Source organism: Nonomuraea sp. NPDC049655, from assembly GCF_044465465.1.
In the GTDB taxonomy this organism is placed as follows: domain Bacteria; phylum Actinomycetota; class Actinomycetes; order Streptosporangiales; family Streptosporangiaceae; genus Nonomuraea.
Genome location: NZ_JBITLS010000001.1, coordinates 587282 through 608081 on the forward strand (window position 1 = coordinate 587282; position 20800 = coordinate 608081).

A 20800-nucleotide genomic window follows, 5' to 3' on the forward strand; every position below is an offset into this window, starting at 1 on the left:
ATCAGTTCGCCAAGACCGCGCCCTTCGCCGGTCCTTTCCCGTGCGCCGCAAAGCCCCGCCTCCAGGAAGGGACTACATGCGCAGCAAAGTCGTCGCGGTCTTCCCGGGCAGCGTAGCCATGCCCGCCGCCGGGGTGCTGGCGCCCCTGGCCGCCCGTACGCCGGCCGTCCCGGAGCTCCTGGCGGAGATCGACGCGGTCGCCGCCGAGTACGGCTCGCCACCGCTCAGCGCCTACCTGCTCACCCCGGACGCCCCCCGCCCGCCCGGCCCCGAGAGCCACTACCTGGCCCTGATGGCGGTGTCGTCAGTCACCTTCGACACCCTCGTACGGGAGGGGCTCCAGCCGTACGCGCTGGTGGGCCACGGCCTCGGGGAGCTGTGGGCCCTGGTCGCCGCCGGGGTGCTGAGCGCGGGCGACGGGGCGCGCCTGGCCTGCGCACGCAGCCGCGCACTGACCGGCCTGGGCTGGCCGGGCGCGATGATGTCCCTCGACGTCTCGGCCGTGCAGGCCCGGCGCCTGGTCGCGCTGCTCGATCATCCCCATCTCGTGGTCGGGTGCGACGACACGCCGCGGCGGTGCGTCCTGTCGGGGCCGCGCGAGCTGATGCCGCAGGCGGCCCGGATCGCCGGACATCTGGGCTGGACGAGCGCCGTTCTCCGGGTTCCGCACCCCGCCCACACGCCCGCGGTCGCCGCCGCGGCCGCCGACCTGAGAGGGCGCATGCCCGGCGTCAGGACGGCTCCGGCCCGCTGGCCGGTGTTCTCGCCGACGCTGGGACGTCTGCTCACCCCCGACGACGATCCCGTCGCCGTCGCCGCCGACGCCATGGTCGTCGCCGTGCACTTCCACCAGGCCGTCCGGGGGCTGGCCGCCCGTGGCGCGGAGGTCTTCCTGGAGTGCGGGGCGGGCGAGGACGCGGTCGCGCTGGTCCGCGCCATCGTCCCCGCCGCCACCGCCGTCTCCCCGCTCGCCGCCGACGGGCCGTGGCGGCCAGGCGAGCCCTTCCACCCCGCCGCCGCCCTGAATACCCCCGCACCGGCACCGAACGGCTCCGCCCCCACGCCGGCTCCGGCCGCGCACGGCGGCCCTCCCCTGCTCCTCGACCAGATAGAACCGCCGTGGCGCGACGAACCCGCAGCGCCGCCCCCGCGCGACGGGTTCCCAGGGCTTGGCCGGCGCGGCGAAGCGGTGGAACGGGTCGCGTGGCCGCAGGCCGGTGCCGGGCTCGTGCCCGCCCCGGCCCGTCCGGGGGACGCCGATCAGGAGACGGGCCGAGCGGGGACGGCCGGTGGTGCGGCTCTCGGTCAGGAGGCAGGCTGGCCGGTGGCCGGTCGCGCGGCTCTGGGGCGGGAGGCGGGTCGGTTGGGGGCGGTTGGTGGGGCGGGGCTCGGGGAGGGGGCGCGTCCGCGGCTCGCGCCTGCGCCGCCACTCGCGCCGCCGCTCTTCCCGTCCGTCGACCGGATGTTGCCCCCGGGGACGCTTCTGCTGTGCGGCGGGGCCGACGTCCCGGCGTTGCGGGCGTTGACCGACGATCGTGACGACGTCGTGGTGGCCGACGCCGACACCATCGACTGGACCTGGCTCCCCCTGACGCCCCGGCACCTGCGGGTGGTCGCCCGCCCCGGCCCCGACGCCGGCCCGGTGCACGAGGCGATGATCGCCACCGCGGCGCGCTTCCCGCACCTCCACAGCATCGCCGCCCTCGTCATGGACGCACTGCGCCAGGAGGTGGTGCCGCATCCGATCGCCGGCCTGTTCACGGGGGCGATCCAGCCGCTGGCCGCCGAACTGGCCGGTTGCGCCTGCGTCGCGGTGGCGACCGCGGACGTCGACCTGCCCGCCGCGCTCGACGTCCTGGCCGCCGAACTGGAGGCGGCGCCCCCGCTGCTGGCCGCCTTCTACCAGGGCCCCCAGCGGCTCCTGTACGAGCTCACCCCGGCCTTCGGCGACCAGTCGTGGCAGGGGAACGGACGATCGTGGCCCTCGCCGACCAACACGGCATGAACGCCCCGCCCCGCCGACATCCCGGGGAAGCGACTTCTGACGAGACCGCGCCTTCCGCCGCCGCCACTCTTTGCGTACGCTGCATGACGGTAAGTGACAGGCAAGCATTCGTTCAGGAGGGGCATTGCGCAAGACAAGGCATGTCGCGGCGGTCGTCGCCGGGTCCGTCGCCCTGCTGTCGCTGGGGTTCACCGCGCCCGCGTCGGCCGCCACGGTCCTCGACTGCGACACCTTCGTCCACAACAACGACAACTACCTCGGCATCGCGATGTGCAGCAACCCGACGGGCCAGACCTGGCGATTCCGGGCCGTGATCACCTGCGGCTGGGCGCCCGACGTCGTCGGCGACTGGGTCGATCTCCCGCCGGGTCGCTCGGGCCAGTCGCAGGGCGTCTGCGGCCGGCTCGGCACGGGCGTCGGCGCCGTGGGCGTCGACGAGCGCCGCGTCTGACCCGGAAGACGACGAAACGCCGGTGAAGGCCCGCGGCCATGGTCGGGAGCCCTTCACCGGTGGAGCCGGCCGTCGACGGCGACCGTCAGGATCGGCCGATGCCCTCTCCGTGCGGCGTGCGGGCATCGGTCCGTTCCTCCAGGTGGCCGTCGAACGGCGTCGATCGGGGGGCGCGGGCCGGCGGGGGCTCGGCGGTGGCGGTCAGGGCCACGCGGCCGAGGATGTGGCAGGTGTTCGGGAACTCGGGGTGGTGGGCGGACAGTACTGATATGTGGATATGTCGATGCGTGCCCGGATCCGAGCTGGGGATCGGGCGGCCTTCTCGCGACTCTTCGACGAGTACGCCAAGGCCGTCTACAACCATGCCTTCCGCCTGACGGCCAACTGGAGCGAGGCGGAGGACGTCATGGCGTTGACGTTCCTGGAAGCCTGGCGATTACGCGCGAAGATCGATCCCGAGGGCGGCTCGCTGCGGCCGTGGCTGCTCGGCATCGCGACCAACGTCTCCCGTAACGTCCGCAGGGCCGCCCGCCGCCATGACGACGCCCTGGCCAGGATCCCCAAGGGCGAGTCGGTGCCGGACTTCGCCGAGGAGGTGGTCGGGCGCATCGACGACGCCGAACGGCTGGCCGCCGTCGGACGGGCGTTCGGCAGGCTCCGCAAGCAGGAGCAGGACGTGTTCGCGCTGTGCGTCTGGGCCGCGCTGGACTACGCCCAGGCCGCCGAGGCGCTGGGCGTGCCGGTGGGCACCGTGAGGTCCCGCCTGTCGCGGGCCCGCAGGAAGCTCGCCGGGTTCGCGGAACGCGAAGGACTCACGGAACACGGGGAACACGGGGAACACGGGGAACCTGGCGAACCCGGGGAACGCGGAGAAATCGCAGGATTCGGGGAACTCGCCGGGACGAGCCGACAGGTAACAGGTGACCGAGGCCCCACCAAGGAGGAGATCCGATGAACGTGCCGGTTGAGCATGATCTTTCCGAGGGCCGTCGCCAACTGCTCAAGGAGTTCGTGATGACCGAGATCGAGAAGGCGCCCCGTACTCGTCCGTCCCGGGTCAGGCTGCTGGCTCCCGTCGGCGCGCTGGCGGCCGCCGTGGCCGTCGCCGTCCCGCTGCTGTTCGGGGGGCCGGCGTACGCGGTGTCCAGGGCGTCCGACGGATTGATCGACATCAGCATCAGCGAGGCGCAGGACCCCGAGGGGCTGCAGGCCGAGCTGCGGGGCCTGGGGGCGAACGTGGTGGTCAGCTACGTGCCCGACGGCAAGAAGTGCGGCCCGGAGCCGCGCGCGGCCCGTTTCCTGAGCCAGGAGGAGGCGCCGCTGTCGGTGTTCCCGCCGCCCGAGGGGCATGAGGCCGGCTTCGTCATCGACCCCAAGGTGATCAAGGAGGGGCAGACGGGCGTGCTGGAGTTCAGTGTCAGCGAGGAGAGGAACGTCGCCGGGATCTGGGCGCGCGTCGCCGAGGGGCCGGTGGCCGACTGCGAACTGGTCGACACCACGGATGCGCCGCTGTCGCACTGACGCCATGCTCCGGCCGTTCTCGCGGCGAGGTTGGTCAGTGGGCGAGGCTGATGGAGGTGGGGATGCTCCAGGGGCCGCAGTCGGAGCCGAAGGTCGCCCTGTCGCAGCCCTGGACGACGAAGGCGAACGTGTTGACCTCGTGGCCGTTGGTCGTCGTGCCGACGCCGTCCCGTACGTAGGGGGCCATCACGTACTGGCCGCTCCAGGCGGTCAGCCGGCCCGTCCGGACCTGGGTGGCCTTGCCGCCGTCCTTGCTCCAGCGGACGTTGAAGAAGTCCCAGTCACGGCCGAGGCCGCTCCACTTGAAGACGAGGTTCTGGCCCTTCCGGTAGACGCGGACCAGGGCGCCGTCGCCGAGGTTCGGCGACCAGACGATCTTGCCGTTGGTGAAGCGTTGCCAGGAGCCCTTCTTGTCCGGGTATCCGAACTCCTTGGTGGTGGGGCAGCCGTACACGCTGCGCTCGCCGCCGTTGGAGCGCCACAGGCCGCCGATGAGACTGCCGGACGGCGCCACCAGCGAGGGGTCGCACGCGCTGCCGGCCGCCGCCGCGGGCGCCGGTGTGGCGAGGCAGAAGGTCGCCGCGAGCAGGGCGGCGGCGGCCGTGCCGGTTCGGGATGGTGAGGCTGCGCGGCTCATGGGCGTCCTCTCGTCGAAGGTGTCGGCGCGCGTGCGGTGGGGCCTGGTGCGGGAGCGTTCGGGCAGCTCAGCAGTGCTTGCTCAGTGACATGCGCTTGACCAGGTCGAACAGGTCGGGGTCGAACTGGCCCTTGGCGATCCAGCGATAGGTCCGGCGGTCGTGCAGGTTCTTGACGAACTTGGTGCTGGTGCTGCCGTACACGCGGATGTCGCCGAGCAGGGCGCCGGCGCCGTCCTTCAGGTGCGCCCACATCAGCCAGGCGTCGTCGTCGCCGAGGCTGGAGACGGTGGCGTCCAGGCGCGCCGTGCCGTTGGAGTACAGGGTCCAGGTGGCGCCGGGCTCGATCGTGCATTGGCCCGCCGAGAGATAGCCGCGCCAGACGTACGTCTTCTGCTCCAGGGTGGACGCGCCGGCCGTCGCGGTGACGGACGACGTCAGGACGACGGCGGACACGAGCACGCCGGCGGTCTTGCGGACGACTTTCATGAGGACTCCTCAGGGCATGGGGGGTGGGCCGGGGGGCGGACGGCGGCCGCCGGGGGCGGGCCGATGACCTGGTAGCCGTGACGGGCGGCGACCTCGGCCAGATGGCCGGGATCGACGTCCCCGGCCGCGACCTCGGCGGCGAAGTGCTCGAATCCGGCGGGCCAGGTGAGCTGGAGCAGACGCAGGGGAGCGTCCTGGACGTTGGCGAAGGCGTGCGGCACCCGGCGGGGGAGCAGGACGAAGGCCCCGGCGGCGACCTGCCACGACCGCTCGCCGCAGTGCATCCGCGCCGTCCCCGACAGCACGTAGAACGCCTCGTCGTCGTCCCGGTGCACGTGCAGGGGCGTGGCGAAGCCCGGCGGGCATTCCTGCTCGATGACGGTGAGCCGGTCGCCGGTCTCCGGCCCGCCCGCCTTCACGGTCATGGTGGTGCCGAGGAACGGGTGGACGGCGCCGCCGCCGGCCGGCAGATGGAGCGCGCTCATGGCCGTCTCCGCAGCGTGTGGAGCCGGATCGCGATGGACGTCATGCCTCACCACCCTTTGTAGCCTCACTCTAAAGTGCTACTCTAAAGTGGTACTCTAAATCGATGGATGACGTCAAGAGCCCCAAGCGGCGCTCGGCCCAGACCAGAAGCCGGATCGTGAACGCCGCCCAGGGGCTGTTCGTCGTGCGGGGCTACGCCGGCACGACCTTCCAGCAGGTCGCCGACGCGGCCGAGGTCTCGGTGCAGACGGTGTACTTCCACTACGGGACCAAGAGCGGGCTGCTCAAGCACGTGGTCGACGTCGCCTCGGCCGGTGACGACGAGCCCGTGCCGCTGCTGGAACGTCCGTGGTTCGCGGCCTTGCAGGCGTCGCGGGACCCGAGAGAGGTCGTGAGGGGGTGGGTGCACCAGAGCGGCGTCATCCTCGGCCGCGTCGCCCCCGTCCTGGCCGTGGTCCGCGACGCGGCGGCCGCGGACGCCGACATGGCCGCCCAGTGGGCCGTCAACAGCGAGCAGCGGCACACCGCCCACGGGCAGGTCGTCGCCATCCTCGACCGCCTGCACGCCCTGCGGCCCGGCCTGACCGCCGAGCGGGCCACCGACATCACCGTCGGGCTGCTGTCACCGGACCTGTTCCTGGTGATGACCCGCGAGTGCGGCTGGACGCCGGCGCAGTGGGAGAACTGGAGCGCCGACCAGCTCTCCCACGCCCTCCTGCCCTCCTGACGCCCCGGCGGATCGTCCCGGCGGGCCGGCGTCCTGATAGACGGACGGACGGACGGGTGGGCGTCGCGGATGGGCGGATGGGCGGATGGGCGGATGGTGGGCAGGTGGTGGGCAGGCGGTCAGTCGGTCGGCTCCACGTCCGGCTTCACGTCCGGCTCGCCGTCCTCGCCGGACTCCTCGGCCACCTCGCGCCGCTCCTGCGCGACCTTCTCCTCCGGATCGGGCGGTGGCTCGACCGGCTCGGCGGGGATCGGCCGGGGAGTGTCCCGCACCTCGACAGCCGCCCGCGCGGCGGTGGTGTCGCTCTCCCCGTTGACCCGTCCGACCGCGGGCGGCATGTCCTCGGGCAGCTTGTCCTGTTCGTCCATGACCCGCAACTGCCCTGACCTTGACCTCTTGAACGAAGATCGGCCTGCTCGGCATCTGCCGCGGTCGCGGCCCCCGGCTCACGGGCGGAGCCACCGGGGAAGCCTTCGCGTCACGGGACTCGCGCTGTTCGGCGGTCAGGCCGTGCGGCGGGCGCGGTTCAGGACGAGGACGCCGAGGACGACGGAGGCCAGGCCGAGGATCAGGTCCAGATAGCCGCCGACGATGCCGTAGCCGGTGCCCGGACCGCCCTTGGCGGCGCCGATGACCCAGCCACCGATGACGATGCTGGTCACCCCCGCGGCCAGCGCGACGACGGCCCCGCGCTTCCCGGTCGCGGCCACGGTCGCGGTCCCGGTCCCGCTGCCGGTCCCGGTGCCGGGGGTGGCGCGGCGGCGGAGGCGGCCGGTGGCGCGGGCCAGGCCGAGGCCGCCGACGGCGACGCCGGCCAGGCCCAGCCCGGCGGCGATCAGGGACCACATCCGGCCGGTGGTCATGGCGTACGCGGCGACGGGGTCGGCCTGGGCCGCGAGCAGGTGGTCGATGAACATGGCGGGTTCCTTTCGGCTGGACGTCGACGTGGAAAGCATGACCGCCGGGCCCGCCGCCGGGCGTCCGGCGGGAGCGGGCTTGCCGGGGTGCCGCCGGCGCCGCAGCCGGCTACCGCACGGGCGGCAGGCAGGCGCGGGCGTACCGCGTCCGCGGTAGGCGGCGCATGATCCTCCTGCCGGAGTCGTACGGCCGGACATGCGGCTATGGTGCGCGTATGAGCACAAGGCGGCTCGGCGTCGGAGCCGGGGTGATCGACTGGCTGATCGCGGCCGGCGTGGCGGCGGCGCTGGTGATCACCGGGTTGTCCGGGCAGCCCTCCGCCACCTACCTCGCGCCGCTCGGGTACGCGCTGCTGGCGGCCGGCGGACTGGCGCTGGTCGCGCGCCGCCGGGCGCCGGTGCCCGTCCTGGCCGTGACGGGGTTGTGCGCGGTGGGGTACCAGGCGGCCGGGTTCGACGTGCCGGCGGTGGCGTACCTGTTCGCGGTGTACGCGGCGATGCGGGCCGGACGGCGGCTGGTCACCGTGGCCGCGAGCGTGATCGTGCTGGCCCTGCTGCCCCTGGCCGCGCTGGCCTCCGGCCTGCACGACACGGGCGAGGCGTTCGCGCAGGCCAGGGGCGCGCTGGAGCTGGCCTGGCTGGTCGCGGCCGGCGCCGCCGGGGAGGCGTTGCGGCAGGCGGAGGGACGGGCGGAGGAGGCCGAGCGCACCCGGGAGGAGACCGCGCGGCGGCGTGCCGACGAGGAGCGGCTGCGCATCGCGCGGGACCTGCACGATTCGCTCACCCACCAGATCTCGGTCATCAAGGTGCAGGCCGAGGTGGCCGTGCACGTTGCCCGCAGGAAGGGAGAGCAGGTGCCGCAGGCCCTGCTGGTGATCCAGGAGGCCGGACGCGAGGCGACCAGGGAGCTGCGCGCGACCCTGGAGGCGCTGCGCGACGACACGACTCCGCCGCACGGCCTGGACCGGGTCCCCGAGCTGCTGGAACGGGCCCGGACCACCGGCCTCGACGCGACGCTGACGATCGAGGGACAACGACGGGACGTGCCGGCCGCCGTGGACCGGACCGCGTACCGGATCGTCCAGGAGTCTCTGACCAACATCGCCCGGCACGCCGCCGCCGCGACCGCGGAGGTCCGCATCGACTACCGTCCCGACGCGCTGGCGATCCGTGTGGACGACGACGGCACGGCCACGCCGGAGGCCGCTCCCGTGCCCGGCGTCGGCCTGATCGGCATGCGTGAACGCGTCACCGCGCTCGGCGGCAGCCTGCGGGCGGCCCCGCGCGGCGCGGGCGGCTTCACCGTCCAGGCCGAGCTGCCGATGGACCGCACGCCGTGATCCGGGTCCTGCTGGTGGACGACCAGCCGCTGCTGCGCGGCGGGTTCCGCGCGCTGCTCGACCTGGAGGACGACATCGAGGTGGTCGCCGAGGCCGCCGACGGCGCGCAGGGCCTGGCCCTGGCCAGGGAGCACCTGCCGGACGTCGCGCTCATCGACATCCAGATGCCGGTCGTGGACGGCATCGAGGCGACCCGCCGCATCGCCGCCGACCCGGCCCTGGCCGGCGTGCGCGTGGTCATCCTGACCAACTACGGCCTGGACGAGTACGTCTTCAACGCGCTGCGCGCCGGCGCGGCCGGGTTCCTCGTCAAGGACGTCGTGCCCGAGGACTTCCTGCACGCCGTGCGCGTCGCGGCCCGCGGCGACGCGCTGCTCGCGCCGTCGATCACCCGCATGCTGATCGACCGGTACGTCACCCGGCCGCCCGCCGCCACCGCCGGCGCGGAGCTGCGGGAACTGACCAACCGCGAGCGCCAGGCCGTCGCCCTGGTCGCGCGGGGGATGTCCAACGACGAGATCGCCGCCCACATGGCGATCAGCTCGATGACCGCCAAGACCCACGTCAACCGGGCGATGGCCAAGCTGCGCGTGCGCGACCGGGCCCAGCTCGTGGTCCTGGCCTACGAGTCGGGGCTGGTGACGCCGGGCACGGCGTGACGCGCCGGGAGTCAGGCGGGCACGTCGTCCAGCCGCCAGCACAGCTCGTCCACCACGCCGACGACGCCGTTGACGCCGCGGGTCCGGCGGACGGCGTGCGCGGCCTCGGACCGGTGGTCCATCCGGCCCGACAGCGTGACCACGCCCTGCCGCACCGAGACCCGCACGTTCCCGGTGTCCATCCACAACGCCCGGCGCAGGACGTCGTCGCGGACGACGACGGCGATCTCCTCGTCGCCACGCAGGAACATCCTGACCAGGTCGCCGCGGCTGAGGATGCCCACCAGGCGGCCGTTGTGGTCGACCACGGGGATCCGGCGCACGTCGCGGGCGTTCATCAGCCGGGCGGCGGTGACCGCCGACCTCTCGGCGGTGATCGTGACCGCCGGGCTCGTCATCAGGTCCGCGGCCGTGACCGCGGTGGCCTTCCTGCTGCCGGGCCGGTGGCGCACCCGGGACAGCAGCGGCGGCCGGTAGTCCTCGCCGGGGAACTGCTCGCGGAACTCCTCCTTGCACAGCAGGTCGGACTCGGAGACGACGCCGATGACGTGCCGGTCGTCGTCGAGCACCGGCACGGCGCCGATCCCGCGGCCGGCCAGCGCCTCGGCGATCTCCTTGAACGAAGTGGCGGCGCCCACGGAGACGACCTCGCGGGTCATCACGTCCTCGACGGTCAGGTTCATCGTTCACCTCGGGGGTTCTCGGTCCTGACTCCATCCCATCCGGCGACGCGGCCCCGCCGTAGGGGCGTTGGTCCCTGGACGGCGGGCCGGGAGTCCCCACCGCCGCTTCAGGATCGCTCGCGCACCACCGCGACGGTGCAGCGCGCGTGGTGCAGGACGCCGCGCATCACCGAGCCGAGCACGAACGAGCCCAGCCCGCTCCTGCCCTGCGAGCCGAGCACCAGCAGGTCGGCCCGGTCGCCCGCGGCGACGAGCGTCTTGACGGGGTGGCCGCACTGGACGTCCGCGATCACCCTGACGTCGGGATGCCGTTCCTGCCACGGGGTGAGCTGCTCCCTGGTGACGCGCAGGTGGCTCTCCCGCAGCGCCTCGATGTCGCAGGAGAAGTCGGGCGCCAGCGCGAACGGCAGCGGCCAGGCGTGCACCGCCCGCAGGCTGCCGCCGCGCAGCTCGGCCTGCCGGAAGGCGTAGTCGAGGGCCGGTTCGCAGGCGGGGGAGCCGTCCACGCCGACGACGACCTCGTCGTGGGAGGCGGCGTCCCCGTCGCGGACGACGACCACCGGGCCGGGCGCCTGACCGGCCACGCTCATGCTGACCGAGCCGAGCACGGCACCGGCGAAGCCGCCCGCCCCCCTGCGCCCCACCACCAGCTCGGCGGCCTCGGCCGCCTGCTCCCGGAGGGCGACCGACGCCTTCCCGGTCATGACCCGGGTGCTCACCTCGACCGTGGGCCGGCGTTCGCCGACGATCTCCTGGGCCTTGGCCAGGATCTCCCGCGCGCGCTCGGTCATCGAGCTCTCCCACTCGACGGCGGCGATCTGCGGAACCTGGTACGGCCAGGTCTCCACCACGGACACGATCTGCAGCGCGGCCCCCGCCCTGAAGGCGTCGTCGGCAGCCCACGCCACGGCGTCGAACCCGGACGGCGATCCGTCGACACCCACCACGACCAGCTCAGACATCGCTCAATACCTCCCCTACTCATTCAGCCGTCCGGGAGGTGAGCGGACAGGATCGCCAGCCCCAAAACTTGGAGAAATCTGGCGGCGGAGGCGATCCGGGGCGGCTCCGGACGGCTTCCGGCCCGCGAACTTGGGGTTTCTTCGCCCGCTCCTGACTTTGGGCAGGCGGGGACCGAGGAAGATCCACGGCCGGGAGGCAGCATGCCGGGACGGATCATGGTCGGCGTGGACGGGTCCGCGCCGTCGGACGCCGCGTTGGGCTGGGCCGCCGACGACGCGGCGCGTACGGGCGCGGAGCTGCACATCGTGCACGCCCTGGACCGGCAGCCGTACAGCGTGGGCAGGTTCCCCGACTTCGGGCAGTGGAACAACCTGCTGCTGGCGGCGTCCAGGGTGCTGGAGCGGGCCGAGGCGGCGGTCCGGGCGCGGCAGCCGTCCGTGCCGGTGCACGCCGAGATCGTGGAGGGGACGCCCGCGGCCGTCCTGCAGGATCAGGCGCGGCGGGCGGACGAGCTGGTCATCGGCAACCGGGGGCTCGGCGGGTTCGCCGGCGCGCTGCTCGGATCGGTGACCACGCAGGTGGCCGGTCAGGTGCGGTGTCCCGTGGTGGTGGTGCGCGCGGACCCGCCGGAGCGGGTCGGCGAGGTCGGCGTCGGGATCGACGACTCCGACGTCTGCGAGCCGGCCATCGGCTACGCCTTCGAGCAGGCCAGGCTGCGCGGCGCCACGCTGCGCCTGATCCACGCCTGGCAGATCCCCGTGCACGCCTTCGCGCCGGAGATCGCCTACGACGTGGACGAGGTCCGGGCCGCCCAGCGCGCGGTGATCCGGACCAGGACGGCCGGATGGCGGGAGAGGTGTCCCGAGGTGACGGTCGTGGAGGACGTGCAGAGCGCCCATCCGGTTGAGGCGATCACCGGCGCGCCCTGCGACCTGCTGGTGGTCGGCTCCCGCGGCCGGGGCGCGTTCGGCTCGCTGCTGCTCGGCTCGGTCAGCAGAGGGGTGCTGCACCACGCGCGCTGCCCGGTCGCGGTGATCCGTCCCGCCGACGAGGCCGAGGGCCGCGAGCCGCGGTGAAGGACGGGCGGCGCGAATCAGGGCCCGCGAGCCGGTGAATCAGACCCGGGAGCCGTGGTGACGGGAGGGTGGCGCGGTCAGGGGCTGCGCCGCCGTCCCCAGTCCTCGCCGGCCCGCGCCCACTGGACCTCCCACTCCCGGTACCGCCGCTGATCCGTCCACCACCGGAACGCCGCGAACCCGCCCGCGGCGGCCAGGGCGATCACGGACATGAGCAGGAGACCGGTCACCACGCCCCTCGTCCGCAGGACGGTACGGGCGGTGGGCGGCGGCACGGGCCGGCCGGCGGCGTCGATCCACAACGGGACCGTCGAACCGGCCCTGGCCACCCCGGGGACCGGCACCGGGCCGCTGCGCGCCGCGCCCGAGGACGTCGTCCAGCTCGCCATCGCCCGCTGCTCGCCCACCGGCATCTCGGTGAGGGCGACGCGGGCGGCCGGCGCGTCGGCCAGCAGCGTCGCCCTGACCTGGTGCCGCCCCACGGCGTGCGCGCTCTCCTCGTGGAGCGCGCCCTCGTAGGCCAGCCGGCCCACGAGGACGGCGGGCCAGACGCCCGCCAGCACCACGAGCCCGGTCACCAGCACCGCGAGCGCCTCCAGCCGGTCGGAACGGCGGCGCAGGGGATTGCCGTCGGGACGATACAGGCGTACGCGCCGGGCCAGAAGGTCGATCAACGCTTTCAACGGACACCTCCTTGAAGCACTGTGCGGGCGCCCCGGCGGGGACGGCAGGGGCGGGCGGCTCTTGACGGGAGGACCTTCGTCCCGAGTCCGTCAGGACGGACGGGGCGGCCCCGCGTACGGATCACGGAGGACAAGGCGTGGTCACCCCGCCATCATGAACGAACCAAGAAGATCAACATGGCCGTTCTCCTGGGAAGACGTGCCAAGAGGCACCCCGGCCGGCCTCAGCCGGGCGCCAGCGAACGGGGGATCGAGTCCGACGGCCCGGCGGGATGCCCGGTACGCCCCGCCGCGTCATAGATCTTGACCCACCGGATCGCCGGGAACTGCTTGAGCGTCGGCCTGATCTGGTCGGCGATGGTGAAGGCCGATCCGCCGCCGTCGACCGGGCCGGTCAGGTGGACCCTGGCGATCCCGTCCGCGACGGTCAGCCTGCCGAAGCCGGTGGCCTTGGAGCTGACGAAGCGCAGGCCGCGCGCCCGTTCGGCCTCGGTCGGGCCGGCGAACAGCCGTTGCAGCGCGCCGGAGGCGGTCGCCGGCGGGGCCACCGGGCGGGTCACGGCCGCCGTGCGCGGGCTCCGGGCGGTGGTGTCGAGGAAGTGGTCGCGTACGGACACGGTCCGGTAGGACGTGGTGAGGTCGACGACGACCCGGCTCGGCCGGGTGAGCGTGCGGACCTGGTAGGGCACGCGCCTGGCCAGCCCGACGCCGAAGGTGAGCGTGGCCTCGAAGTCCCCGGTGTTGACGACCTGGACGACGCCGGGCAGCGCGTAGGTGCGGCGGGTGGGGCCGTAGGTGATCCGGCCCCGGCGGTCGTGGCCGTCGGCCTGGTCGAAGCGGACCTGGAGGAGGGCGTCGCCGACCGCGCCGACCGTCCGTCCGGAGCCGTCGGCGACCAGCCGGGACACGTAGCGCACGTCGTGCCGGGCCGGGACCGGGCCGCGGAACTCGAAGACCAGCCGGTCCAGGCCGGGCAGGTGCGCGGCCCGGATGCCGACCAGGACGGGGACGGCGGCCGGCCGCGCGGCCCGCGCGGGTGAGGCCGGCACGCCGGTGACGGTCACCGCCAGGGCGGCGGCGAGGAGGGAACGGATCGGGACCATGATCATCATCTCTTTCCCGTGAACGATCCTGGTCCCAGACTGACGCGCGCGACCGCGGGGCGACACCGCCGGACGTCCTGAACTCCGTGGCCCTCCGGCTCCGGCGGCCGGCCCCGGAAGTGTCCTTGGACCCTCGTGGCGCGGGTCCTCCGGCCCTGTGCCGGGCGTCCTGGGAGGTCTCATCCTGGCGGGGTAGGCCGGACAGAGAAGACCGAACATTTCGGCGCGGTCGTCTTCTGGAGGTGGACCATGAGCACGTGCTCGCCGAGACAGGCCATGGACGCGGCGGTCGAGGCCGCTCGATGGGCCCCTTCCGTGCACAACACCCAGCCGTGGACCTTCTCGGTCTCCGACGTGGAGATCGGGTTGAAGGCCGACACCGGCAGGCAGCTCAAGGCCGGTGACGTGACCGGGCGGGAGCTGGTGATCAGTTGTGGCGCGGCGCTGTTCACGATGGGCGTCGCGATGCGGTGCGCGGGGTTCGAGCCGGTCGTCCGGGTCCTGCCGGATCCCGATCGGCCCGGGTTGCTGGCGACGGTCCGGCCGGGCCGGGAGAGCGAGCCGGACGAGGTGACGCGGGTGCTCGCGGGCGAGATCGAGCGGCGTCACACGCATCGGGCGGGTTTCGCCGACGTCCCGGTCCCTGACGCGTTCGTGGAGTCGCTGGTGAGGGCGGCGATGGGCGAGGGGGTCAGGTTGACGCCCGTCCGGTCGGCGGAGGCGGTGGAGGTGCTGGCCGCGCTGACCCGGGCGGCGCAGGGCGTGCAGGAGCAGGATCAGCGGTTCGGCCTGGAGGTCGTGCGGTGGGCCAGGCCGCCGGGCAGCACGCGGGCCGACGGTGTGCCGGCCGGGAGCTACCCGCGCGAGGGCGCGCCGACGGAGGCGGTCTTCCCCCAGCGTCACTACGCGTGGCGGCAGGGCTGGGGCGCGCCGGGCGGCCAGGACGAGACGGCGGTCGGGGTGGTCGCCGTGCTGACCACGCGGGCGGACGACCGGCGGGACTGGCTGGCCACCGGCCAGGCGCTGCAGCGGGTGCTGCTGCAGGCGTCGGCGCACGGGGTCAGCGCCGCCTTCCACACGCAGGCCCTGGAGCTGGAGCTGTTGCGGGAGTTCCTGCGGCTGGAGCTGTTCTCGGGGGAGCACCCGCAGATGATCATGCGGCTGGGGGTCACCTTCGAGGAGAAGGGCACGCCCCGGCGTCCGCTCTCCGACGTCCTGGGGTGAGCGCGGAGCCCCTTCTAGAATCCGCAGGCATGGGGACTGACAGGCTGCGCCGCAAGCCGTACGAGAAGGAACTCCTCCGCCTCCAGGAAGAGCTGGTGGAGTTGCAGGAGTGGGTGCGGGCCGAGGGGCGGCGCGTCGTGGTGATCTTCGAGGGGCGCGACGCCGCGGGCAAGGGCAGCACGATCAAGCGGGTCACCGAGTACCTGAACCCGCGGGTGGCCAGGATCGCCGCGCTGCCCGTCCCGACCGACCGGCAGCGGTCGCAGTGGTACTTCCAGCGGTACGTCGAGCACCTGCCGGCCGCGGGGGAGATCGTGCTGTTCGACCGGAGCTGGTACAACCGGGCCGGGGTCGAGCGGGTGATGGGGTTCTGCACGCAGGAGGAGTACACGCGCTTCCTGCACCAATGTCCGATCTTCGAGAGGCTGCTGGTCGAGGACGGGATCCTGCTGCGCAAGTACTGGTTCTCGGTGAGCGACGCCGAGCAGGAGCGGCGCTTCCGCGACCGGCTGGCGGACCCGATGCGCCGGTGGAAGTTGTCGGCGATGGACCTGGAGTCGATCACGAGGTGGGAGGAGTACTCCCGGGCCAAGGACGAGATGCTGGTGCACACCGACATCCCCGAGGCGCCCTGGTACGAGGTGGAGAGCGAGGACAAGCGGCGGGCCAGGATCAACATGATCGCGCACCTGCTGTCCACGATCCCCTACCGGCGGGTCGAGCGGGCGCCGCTGGAGATCCCGCCGCGACCGCCCGCCACCGGCTACCGGCGCCCCCCGCGCCGCCCCGGGGGGTACGTCCCCGACGTCACGGCCGACCTCTGAGCGGGCCCGGCCGGAAGCCGGTGGGCATGTCGCGTCCGGGGCCGGGGCTCTGCAGGGATGTCACCTTTGCCGGGCCGGCTCCGTCTTACGGGTGACTGTTCGCGCCGGACCCCTTCAGAACCCTCGGAGTGATTCGTGAAACTCACCGTCTTCGGCGCCGGCGGCGGCGTCGGCCGGCAACTGCTCGTCCAGTCACTGGCCCAGGGGCACGACGTCACGGCGGTCGTGCGCGACCCGGCCAGGCTGGACGGGCTGCCGGTCCGGGTCGTGCCCGTCGCCGACCTGACCACGGCCGAGGCGGGCGACCTGCGGCCCGCCGTCGAGGGCGCCGATGCCGTCCTGTCGGCGCTCGGCCCGCCGAACAACGCCGCGGCCGGGGTGGCGTCCCGGGGCACCAAGGCCATCCTCGCGGCCATGGAGGCCGCCGGAGCCCGCCGGCTGGTCGTGGTGAGCGCCGCCCCGGTGGGCACCACCCCCTCGCCGGGCCGCCCCAACCCGCCCCGGCACGACCCCGGCGACGGGCCGTTCCTGCGATACGTGGTGTATCCGCTGGTCAAGGCCGCGCTGCGCCCGCAGTACCTGGACCTGGCCGTCATGGAGGACGCCGTGCGCGACAGCGGCCTGGACTGGACGGTGGTCCGGCCGGTGCAGCTCACCGACAAGCCCCTGACCGGCGCCTACCGGACGGCGGTGGGCCAGAACGTGCCCGGCGGCCGGTACGTCTCCCGCGCCGACGTCGCCCACGCCATGCTCGCCGCGCTCGACCGTCCGGAGACGGTCCGGCAGGTCATCGGCATGGCCGACTGACAGTCTCGCCGATCAAGGAAATCCGGCGTACCGGACTTGATCCTCCCTTGTAGGGGAAAAGATGATTGTCTTTGCTTGTGTCCGGTGATCTGCTCGACGTCGTCCTGGTCGTTCTGGTGGTCGGGTTCGGCGTGGCGGGGTTCCGGCAGGGGTTCGTCGTCGGGGTGACGAGCTCGATCGGGTTCGTCGCCGGATGCGTGCTGGGCATCGCCGTCGCCCCCGCCGTGACGAACGCGCTCGTGACCGGCGACATCGCGCAGACGGCTTTCGCGGTCGTCATCGTGTTCCTGATCGCGCTGGCCGGCCAGTTCGCCGCGTCCACGCTGGGGGTGCGGTTACGCACGTACCTGCGCGGCGAACCGGCCCGGATCCTGGACTCCCTGGGCGGCGGGCTGGTCAACGCCACGTTCGTGCTGCTGGTCGCCTGGCTCGTGGGCAGCCTGCTGGTGTCCAGCCCGTGGACGCCGGTGGTGGAGCAGATCCGCGGCTCGGCGCTGCTGTCCACGCTCGACGCGGCGGCGCCCGAGGCGGCGCGGAACTGGCAGCGGCCCTTCAAGCGGTTCATCGACCGGTCCGACTTCCCGCCGGTGCTCGACACCATCGCCGGGATGAGCCCCGTCCGGGTGCCGCCGCCGGACGTGGCCGTGCTGCGCAGCCCGGCGCTGCGGCAGGCCAGGACGGGCATCCTGCAGGTCCAGGGGACCGCCTCCTCCTGCGGCAAGCGCATCACCGGCACCGGCTTCACGTACGCGCCCGACCACATCATGACCAACGCGCACGTCGTGGCCGGGGTGGACACGGACCTGCAGGTGGTCGACCACCAGCAGCGGCCGCACCCGGCGCAGGTCGTCTGGTACAACCCCCGGCGGGACGTCGCGGTCCTGTACGTCCCCGGCCTCGGGCTGCCCCCGCTCTCCTTCGACACCCGGGCCAGGGAGGGCCAGGACGCGCTGGTCGCCGGCTACCCGAACGGCGGCGGCTTCACGCCGGAGCCCGCCCGCGTCGCCGCGCGGCAGCGGGCCGGCAGCCCCGACATCTACCACGCCTCGCAGGTGACCAGGGACGTCTACCTGGTCCGGGGCAAGATCCAGCAGGGCAACTCCGGCGGCCCGCTGCTCGCCGTGGACGGCCGCGTGCTGGGCGTGATCTTCGCCGCCGTCGCCGGCCAGGTGGAGACCGGCTACGCGCTGACCGCCGGCGAGGTCGCGCCCGACGCCCGCCAGGCCGCCACGGCCACGAACCCCGTCAGCACCCAGTCCTGCGACTGACCCCGGCCGGCCCGCGGTGACCGGTGCTCACGCCGGCCCGGACGCCGCCAGCGGGAGCGGGTCGAAGGCGTGCCCGGCCCACAACCGGCGCGACGCCTCCTCCGGGTACGCCGCCGTGCCCGGCTCGGTGTCGATGATCCAGGTCAGCCGCTCGCGCGGCTCGTACGCCGGCCAGCCCGGGTCTCCGGTCGCGGCGAAGGTGGTCCACGCCGCCCGCACCCGGGCCGACAGCTCGGCGGCCTCCGGCGGCGGCTCCTGGCCGAGCAGCAGCCCGGCCGCGCCCGCGGTCAGGTTGCCGAACGTCAGCGGCAGGCCCAGCCCGTGGCACGCGCCGAGCATCCCGCCCATGCCGGGGGCGGGCCAGGTCAGCTCGTACAGGTGGGCCCGGCCGCGCCCGCCGTGGGCCTCGGCCAGCCGTACGGACGGCATCCGGAACAGCCAGTCGGAGTGGACCAGCTCGTACAGCCGCTCGTCGCCGGCCTCCGGGTGGGCGGCCCGGTAGGCCGCCGGGTCGGGGGCCAGCGCCCGCAGCGCGGCGGCCGCCTGCTCGGCGGTGACCTGGCCGAGCTCGCCGCCGAGCGCCATGAACAGCCGGTACTCGTCGCGGTTGTGCCCCACGAGCAGGTCCACCCCGCCTGCCGGCGACCGCCAGGGCGTCGCGGGCAGCACCTCGCCGTCCACGACCGGCGCGAACGGCGTGCGGACGTGCGCGGCCAGGCCCCAGCGCGGACTGCCGCCCATGCCGGCCGCCACCGCGTCGCCGGCCTCGATCAGCCGTTCCGGCGGCAGGCGCGCCAGCTCGTCCGCGTGCGGGGCCGCTCCCAGCTCGGCGGCCACCGCGGCGGCGAGATCGGCGGCCAGCTCGGGGGTGAAGAACAGGCCCGGCACGCTCTGCGCGATCGCCCGGTGGAACAGGCCGGCCGCGCCGGGCATCGTCATCAGCGCCGCGATGCTCCCGGCTCCGGCGGACTCGCCGAAGACGGTGACCCGGTCGGGGTCGCCGCCGAAGGCCGCGGCGTTCTCGCGCACCCAGTGCAGGGCGGCCACCTGGTCCAGCAGGCCGCGGTTGGCGGGCGCGCCGCGGAAGTGCCCGAAGCCCTCGGCGGAGACCCGGTAGTTGACGGTGACCACGACGACGCCGTCCCGGGCGAGCACGCCGCCGTCGAAGAGCGGGTCGCCGGACCAGCCGTACATGTAGCCGCCGCCGTGGATCCACACCATCACCGGCAGCCGGGTCGCGCCCAGGTCGGGGGTCCACACGTTGGCGGTCAGCCAGTTCCCGTCGGTGCCGGCGTCGCCGGTGGCGCCCAGCAGCCTGGACTGCGGCGGCGGCGGGCCGAACGCGGCGGCCTCGCGCACGCCGTCCCACGCCTCGGGCGGCGCCGGGGCGGCCAGCCGCAGGCCGCCCACCGGCGGGCGCGCGTACGGCACGCCGCGGAAGACGGCCACGCCGCCCTCGATCCGGCCGCGCAGCCGGCCCGTGCGCACGGTGACCTGCGGGTGAGCGGTTCCGGCGGCGCTCATGGCACGCTCCTCGTCCGGGGGACGGCTCCGACGGCTGTGCGCGGCCATCCTCACCCCGGACGCGGGCCGGCCGCATCCCGTTTTCCGACGGCCGGGCCACGGCGATGGCATGGGGCGGCCAGGTGAGGGTATGCGGTCCGGATCTCCCACCCCGGAAGGAGCCGCCGGAATGTCTGACCGCATCGCCGACCCGTGGGGTTCGCGCACGCCGTACGGGCCGCGCGAGGACGGCAGCGCCGAGGACTGGCCGGTCCGGGTGGACGCCTGCCTGGCGGAGGGGCTGACCGAGCAGGACGTCGAGTCGTGGGCCCAGTCGGCGTCCGTCCTGCACTCCAACGGCGACGCGATGGACATCGCGGTCAAGGACGGACGTATCGTCGGCGTGCGCGGCCGTGCCGTGGACCGGGTCAACCACGGCCGGCTCGACCCCAAGGACCTGTACGGCTGGCAGGCCAACAACAGCCCCGACCGGCTGCTGCGCCCGCTCGTCCGCGAGGGCGGCACGCTGGTGGAGAGCGACTGGGAGACGGCGATGGGCCGGATCGTGGCCCGGTCGAAGGAGCTGCTGCGGGGCCCCGGCGGATGGGGGCCACCGGCCGCACCGTGCACCAGTTCCACACCCGGACCAAGACCGGCCGCGTCCCGCGGCTCGACGCCGCCGCCCCCGAGCCGTGGGTGGAGCTCAACGCGGCCGACGCCGCCGGGCTGGGCATCGGCGAGGGAGACCTGGTGCGGGTGGAGTCACCGCGCGGCCGGCTGGAGGCCCCGGCCCGGATCACCGGCATCCGGCGGGGCGTGGTGTTCGTGCCCTTCCACTACGGCTACTGGGACCTGGAGCCGGGAGCGGCGCCCCGGGCGGCCAACGAGGTCACGAACACGACCTGGGACCCCGTCTCCAAGCAACCGATCTACAAGGTCACCGCGGTCCGGGTGACCAGAGCGGGAGGATGACCGTGCTGCTGGCGCACTACCTGGGGCTGCTGCACCGATCGGAGGAGGAGCTGGCGTCGGCCTACCGCGAGGTCGCCGCGGCCCACGGCGACGAGCCGGACGTGGTGCACATCTGCCGGCGGCTCGCCGAGCAGTGCGACGAGCACGTACGGCGGCTGCGGCCGTTCGTGGAACGCTACTCCGAGGACGCCCCCGACGAGCCGGAGCGGCTGCACTCGACGCTGTTCTCCGGCTCTCGCGGCGGCGGCCTCGGCCTGCTGCGCGACCTGCACGACCTCTACCTCATGGCCGCCGAGTGCGACGTCTGCTGGACGCTGATCGGCCAGGCCGCGCAGGGCGCCCGCGACGAGCCGCTGCTGGCGGCGGTCCGCGACTGCGAGGACGAGACCGCCACCCAGATGACCTGGGCCCGCGGCCGGATGAAGCAGGCGGCCCCGCAGACGCTGGTCGTCGCGTCGGGGTAG

25 protein-coding genes are annotated in these 20800 nt (G+C 74.0%); 14 read left to right on the forward strand and 11 right to left on the reverse strand.

The features are described 5' to 3' along the window. The first annotated feature begins 76 nt into the window (after positions 1 to 76). The gene (locus ACIBQ6_RS02615) at positions 77 to 2005 is read left to right on the forward strand and encodes an acyltransferase domain-containing protein (protein ID WP_397209828.1); all 1929 of its coding nucleotides are present in this window, start codon (positions 77 to 79) and stop codon (positions 2003 to 2005) included. Positions 2006 to 2129: 124 nt separating this feature from the next. After that, positions 2130 to 2456 (forward strand): hypothetical protein, encoded by a 327-nt coding sequence (locus tag ACIBQ6_RS02620; protein ID WP_352327231.1) that lies wholly within the window; start codon positions 2130 to 2132, stop codon positions 2454 to 2456. An 85-nt stretch (positions 2457 to 2541) separates the two neighbouring features. Here the strand turns inward: ACIBQ6_RS02620 and ACIBQ6_RS02625 are convergent, their stop codons facing one another. Further along, positions 2542 to 2667 carry a hypothetical protein gene (locus ACIBQ6_RS02625; RefSeq protein ID WP_397209829.1) on the reverse strand — a complete coding sequence of 42 codons (126 nt, stop codon included), beginning with the start codon at positions 2665 to 2667 and terminating at the stop codon, positions 2542 to 2544. 72 nt (positions 2668 to 2739) lie between these two features. Here ACIBQ6_RS02625 and ACIBQ6_RS02630 point away from each other — a divergent pair, with 72 nt between their 5' ends. Further along, on the forward strand, positions 2740 to 3411 hold the full coding sequence (locus ACIBQ6_RS02630; RefSeq protein WP_397209830.1) for an RNA polymerase sigma factor: 672 nt from the start codon (positions 2740 to 2742) through the stop codon (positions 3409 to 3411). Further along, on the forward strand, positions 3408 to 3977 hold the full coding sequence (locus tag ACIBQ6_RS02635; protein ID WP_397209831.1) for a hypothetical protein: 570 nt from the start codon (positions 3408 to 3410) through the stop codon (positions 3975 to 3977). The genes ACIBQ6_RS02630 and ACIBQ6_RS02635 overlap by 4 nt, the downstream gene beginning before the upstream one ends. Positions 3978 to 4011: 34 nt before the next feature. Here ACIBQ6_RS02635 and ACIBQ6_RS02640 read toward each other — a convergent pair whose 3' ends face one another. The 3 genes from ACIBQ6_RS02640 to ACIBQ6_RS02650 form a co-directional block, all read right to left on the reverse strand. Continuing rightward, positions 4012 to 4614, reverse strand: coding sequence for an LGFP repeat-containing protein (locus tag ACIBQ6_RS02640; RefSeq protein WP_397209832.1), 603 nt, complete (start codon positions 4612 to 4614; stop codon positions 4012 to 4014). Positions 4615 to 4681: 67 nt separating this feature from the next. Beyond that, on the reverse strand, positions 4682 to 5101 hold the full coding sequence (locus tag ACIBQ6_RS02645) for a DUF6294 family protein (protein WP_397209833.1): 420 nt from the start codon (positions 5099 to 5101) through the stop codon (positions 4682 to 4684). Continuing rightward, positions 5098 to 5586, reverse strand: a complete 489-nt coding sequence (locus tag ACIBQ6_RS02650; RefSeq protein ID WP_397209834.1) for a cupin domain-containing protein — start codon at positions 5584 to 5586, stop codon at positions 5098 to 5100. The genes ACIBQ6_RS02645 and ACIBQ6_RS02650 overlap by 4 nt, the downstream gene beginning before the upstream one ends. Positions 5587 to 5690: 104 nt before the next feature. Here ACIBQ6_RS02650 and ACIBQ6_RS02655 point away from each other — a divergent pair, with 104 nt between their 5' ends. After that, complete coding sequence (locus ACIBQ6_RS02655) at positions 5691 to 6314, forward strand: TetR/AcrR family transcriptional regulator (RefSeq protein ID WP_397209835.1); 624 nt, start codon at positions 5691 to 5693, stop codon at positions 6312 to 6314. A 119-nt stretch (positions 6315 to 6433) separates the two neighbouring features. Here ACIBQ6_RS02655 and ACIBQ6_RS02660 read toward each other — a convergent pair whose 3' ends face one another. Beyond that, the gene (locus ACIBQ6_RS02660; RefSeq protein ID WP_397209836.1) at positions 6434 to 6682 is read right to left on the reverse strand and encodes a hypothetical protein; all 249 of its coding nucleotides are present in this window, start codon (positions 6680 to 6682) and stop codon (positions 6434 to 6436) included. Between the two features lie 135 nt (positions 6683 to 6817). Next, positions 6818 to 7231 (reverse strand): DUF6223 family protein, encoded by a 414-nt coding sequence (locus tag ACIBQ6_RS02665; RefSeq protein ID WP_358293626.1) that lies wholly within the window; start codon positions 7229 to 7231, stop codon positions 6818 to 6820. Positions 7232 to 7446: 215 nt separating this feature from the next. On the opposite strand from ACIBQ6_RS02665, the gene ACIBQ6_RS02670 reads away from it, so the two are divergent. Both ACIBQ6_RS02670 and ACIBQ6_RS02675 read left to right on the forward strand, forming a co-directional pair. Further along, the gene (locus tag ACIBQ6_RS02670) at positions 7447 to 8571 is read left to right on the forward strand and encodes a sensor histidine kinase (RefSeq protein ID WP_397209837.1); all 1125 of its coding nucleotides are present in this window, start codon (positions 7447 to 7449) and stop codon (positions 8569 to 8571) included. Further along, positions 8568 to 9230 carry a response regulator gene (locus ACIBQ6_RS02675; RefSeq protein ID WP_397209838.1) on the forward strand — a complete coding sequence of 221 codons (663 nt, stop codon included), beginning with the start codon at positions 8568 to 8570 and terminating at the stop codon, positions 9228 to 9230. Before ACIBQ6_RS02670 ends, ACIBQ6_RS02675 begins: the two co-directional genes overlap by 4 nt. Positions 9231 to 9241: 11 nt before the next feature. Here the strand turns inward: ACIBQ6_RS02675 and ACIBQ6_RS02680 are convergent, their stop codons facing one another. Together ACIBQ6_RS02680 and ACIBQ6_RS02685 are read right to left on the reverse strand one after the other, a co-directional pair. After that, positions 9242 to 9913, reverse strand: coding sequence for a CBS domain-containing protein (locus ACIBQ6_RS02680; protein WP_397209839.1), 672 nt, complete (start codon positions 9911 to 9913; stop codon positions 9242 to 9244). A gap of 107 nt (positions 9914 to 10020) precedes the next feature. Then, a complete protein-coding gene (locus ACIBQ6_RS02685; protein WP_397209840.1) occupies positions 10021 to 10875 on the reverse strand; it encodes a universal stress protein in 855 nt (284 codons plus the stop codon). Between the two features lie 201 nt (positions 10876 to 11076). On the opposite strand from ACIBQ6_RS02685, the gene ACIBQ6_RS02690 reads away from it, so the two are divergent. Further along, on the forward strand, positions 11077 to 11952 hold the full coding sequence (locus tag ACIBQ6_RS02690) for a universal stress protein (RefSeq protein ID WP_397209841.1): 876 nt from the start codon (positions 11077 to 11079) through the stop codon (positions 11950 to 11952). Between the two features lie 77 nt (positions 11953 to 12029). Here the strand turns inward: ACIBQ6_RS02690 and ACIBQ6_RS02695 are convergent, their stop codons facing one another. Then, positions 12030 to 12635, reverse strand: a complete 606-nt coding sequence (locus ACIBQ6_RS02695) for a hypothetical protein (protein WP_397209842.1) — start codon at positions 12633 to 12635, stop codon at positions 12030 to 12032. Between the two features lie 224 nt (positions 12636 to 12859). Continuing rightward, entirely contained in the window at positions 12860 to 13738 is an 879-nt protein-coding gene (locus ACIBQ6_RS02700; RefSeq protein WP_397209843.1) for a GerMN domain-containing protein, read from the reverse strand. Positions 13739 to 13987: 249 nt separating this feature from the next. Here ACIBQ6_RS02700 and ACIBQ6_RS02705 point away from each other — a divergent pair, with 249 nt between their 5' ends. From ACIBQ6_RS02705 to ACIBQ6_RS02720, 4 genes are all read left to right on the forward strand, one after another. Continuing rightward, positions 13988 to 14962, forward strand: coding sequence for an Acg family FMN-binding oxidoreductase (locus ACIBQ6_RS02705; protein ID WP_358293611.1), 975 nt, complete (start codon positions 13988 to 13990; stop codon positions 14960 to 14962). 29 nt (positions 14963 to 14991) lie between these two features. Beyond that, positions 14992 to 15786, forward strand: a complete 795-nt coding sequence (ppk2, locus tag ACIBQ6_RS02710) for a polyphosphate kinase 2 (protein ID WP_358293609.1) — start codon at positions 14992 to 14994, stop codon at positions 15784 to 15786. Between the two features lie 135 nt (positions 15787 to 15921). Further along, entirely contained in the window at positions 15922 to 16593 is a 672-nt protein-coding gene (locus tag ACIBQ6_RS02715) for an NAD(P)-dependent oxidoreductase (protein WP_397209844.1), read from the forward strand. 77 nt (positions 16594 to 16670) lie between these two features. Beyond that, complete coding sequence (locus tag ACIBQ6_RS02720) at positions 16671 to 17861, forward strand: MarP family serine protease (RefSeq protein WP_397209846.1); 1191 nt, start codon at positions 16671 to 16673, stop codon at positions 17859 to 17861. A gap of 27 nt (positions 17862 to 17888) precedes the next feature. On the opposite strand, the gene ACIBQ6_RS02725 is transcribed toward ACIBQ6_RS02720, so the two are convergent. After that, positions 17889 to 19385 carry a carboxylesterase/lipase family protein gene (locus ACIBQ6_RS02725; protein ID WP_397209847.1) on the reverse strand — a complete coding sequence of 499 codons (1497 nt, stop codon included), beginning with the start codon at positions 19383 to 19385 and terminating at the stop codon, positions 17889 to 17891. 582 nt (positions 19386 to 19967) lie between these two features. Here ACIBQ6_RS02725 and ACIBQ6_RS02730 point away from each other — a divergent pair. Continuing rightward, positions 19968 to 20336, forward strand: a complete 369-nt coding sequence (locus ACIBQ6_RS02730; protein ID WP_397209848.1) for a molybdopterin dinucleotide binding domain-containing protein — start codon at positions 19968 to 19970, stop codon at positions 20334 to 20336. Next, complete coding sequence (locus ACIBQ6_RS02735; RefSeq protein ID WP_397209849.1) at positions 20333 to 20800, forward strand: hypothetical protein; 468 nt, start codon at positions 20333 to 20335, stop codon at positions 20798 to 20800. Before ACIBQ6_RS02730 ends, ACIBQ6_RS02735 begins: the two co-directional genes overlap by 4 nt.

What these genes read in the sequence shown, in the direction of transcription:
- ACIBQ6_RS02615 (WP_397209828.1), top strand. Translation starts at nt 77, where the DNA reads ATGCGCAGCAAAGTCGTCGCGGTCTTCCCGGGCAGCGTAGCCATGCCC.
- ACIBQ6_RS02630 (WP_397209830.1), top strand. Translation starts at nt 2,740, where the DNA reads ATGCGTGCCCGGATCCGAGCTGGGGATCGGGCGGCCTTCTCGCGACTC.
- ACIBQ6_RS02635 (WP_397209831.1), top strand. Translation starts at nt 3,408, where the DNA reads ATGAACGTGCCGGTTGAGCATGATCTTTCCGAGGGCCGTCGCCAACTG.
- ACIBQ6_RS02640 (WP_397209832.1), bottom strand. Translation starts at nt 4,614, where the DNA reads ATGAGCCGCGCAGCCTCACCATCCCGAACCGGCACGGCCGCCGCCGCC.
- ACIBQ6_RS02645 (WP_397209833.1), bottom strand. Translation starts at nt 5,101, where the DNA reads ATGAAAGTCGTCCGCAAGACCGCCGGCGTGCTCGTGTCCGCCGTCGTC.
- ACIBQ6_RS02650 (WP_397209834.1), bottom strand. Translation starts at nt 5,586, where the DNA reads ATGAGCGCGCTCCATCTGCCGGCCGGCGGCGGCGCCGTCCACCCGTTC.
- ACIBQ6_RS02655 (WP_397209835.1), top strand. Translation starts at nt 5,691, where the DNA reads ATGGATGACGTCAAGAGCCCCAAGCGGCGCTCGGCCCAGACCAGAAGC.
- ACIBQ6_RS02660 (WP_397209836.1), bottom strand. Translation starts at nt 6,682, where the DNA reads ATGGACGAACAGGACAAGCTGCCCGAGGACATGCCGCCCGCGGTCGGA.
- ACIBQ6_RS02665 (WP_358293626.1), bottom strand. Translation starts at nt 7,231, where the DNA reads ATGTTCATCGACCACCTGCTCGCGGCCCAGGCCGACCCCGTCGCCGCG.
- ACIBQ6_RS02670 (WP_397209837.1), top strand. Translation starts at nt 7,447, where the DNA reads ATGAGCACAAGGCGGCTCGGCGTCGGAGCCGGGGTGATCGACTGGCTG.
- ACIBQ6_RS02680 (WP_397209839.1), bottom strand. Translation starts at nt 9,913, where the DNA reads ATGAACCTGACCGTCGAGGACGTGATGACCCGCGAGGTCGTCTCCGTG.
- ACIBQ6_RS02685 (WP_397209840.1), bottom strand. Translation starts at nt 10,875, where the DNA reads ATGTCTGAGCTGGTCGTGGTGGGTGTCGACGGATCGCCGTCCGGGTTC.
- ACIBQ6_RS02690 (WP_397209841.1), top strand. Translation starts at nt 11,077, where the DNA reads ATGCCGGGACGGATCATGGTCGGCGTGGACGGGTCCGCGCCGTCGGAC.
- ACIBQ6_RS02700 (WP_397209843.1), bottom strand. Translation starts at nt 13,738, where the DNA reads ATGGTCCCGATCCGTTCCCTCCTCGCCGCCGCCCTGGCGGTGACCGTC.
- ACIBQ6_RS02705 (WP_358293611.1), top strand. Translation starts at nt 13,988, where the DNA reads ATGAGCACGTGCTCGCCGAGACAGGCCATGGACGCGGCGGTCGAGGCC.
- ppk2 (WP_358293609.1), top strand. Translation starts at nt 14,992, where the DNA reads ATGGGGACTGACAGGCTGCGCCGCAAGCCGTACGAGAAGGAACTCCTC.
- ACIBQ6_RS02725 (WP_397209847.1), bottom strand. Translation starts at nt 19,385, where the DNA reads ATGAGCGCCGCCGGAACCGCTCACCCGCAGGTCACCGTGCGCACGGGC.
- ACIBQ6_RS02730 (WP_397209848.1), top strand. Translation starts at nt 19,968, where the DNA reads ATGGGGGCCACCGGCCGCACCGTGCACCAGTTCCACACCCGGACCAAG.
- ACIBQ6_RS02735 (WP_397209849.1), top strand. Translation starts at nt 20,333, where the DNA reads ATGACCGTGCTGCTGGCGCACTACCTGGGGCTGCTGCACCGATCGGAG.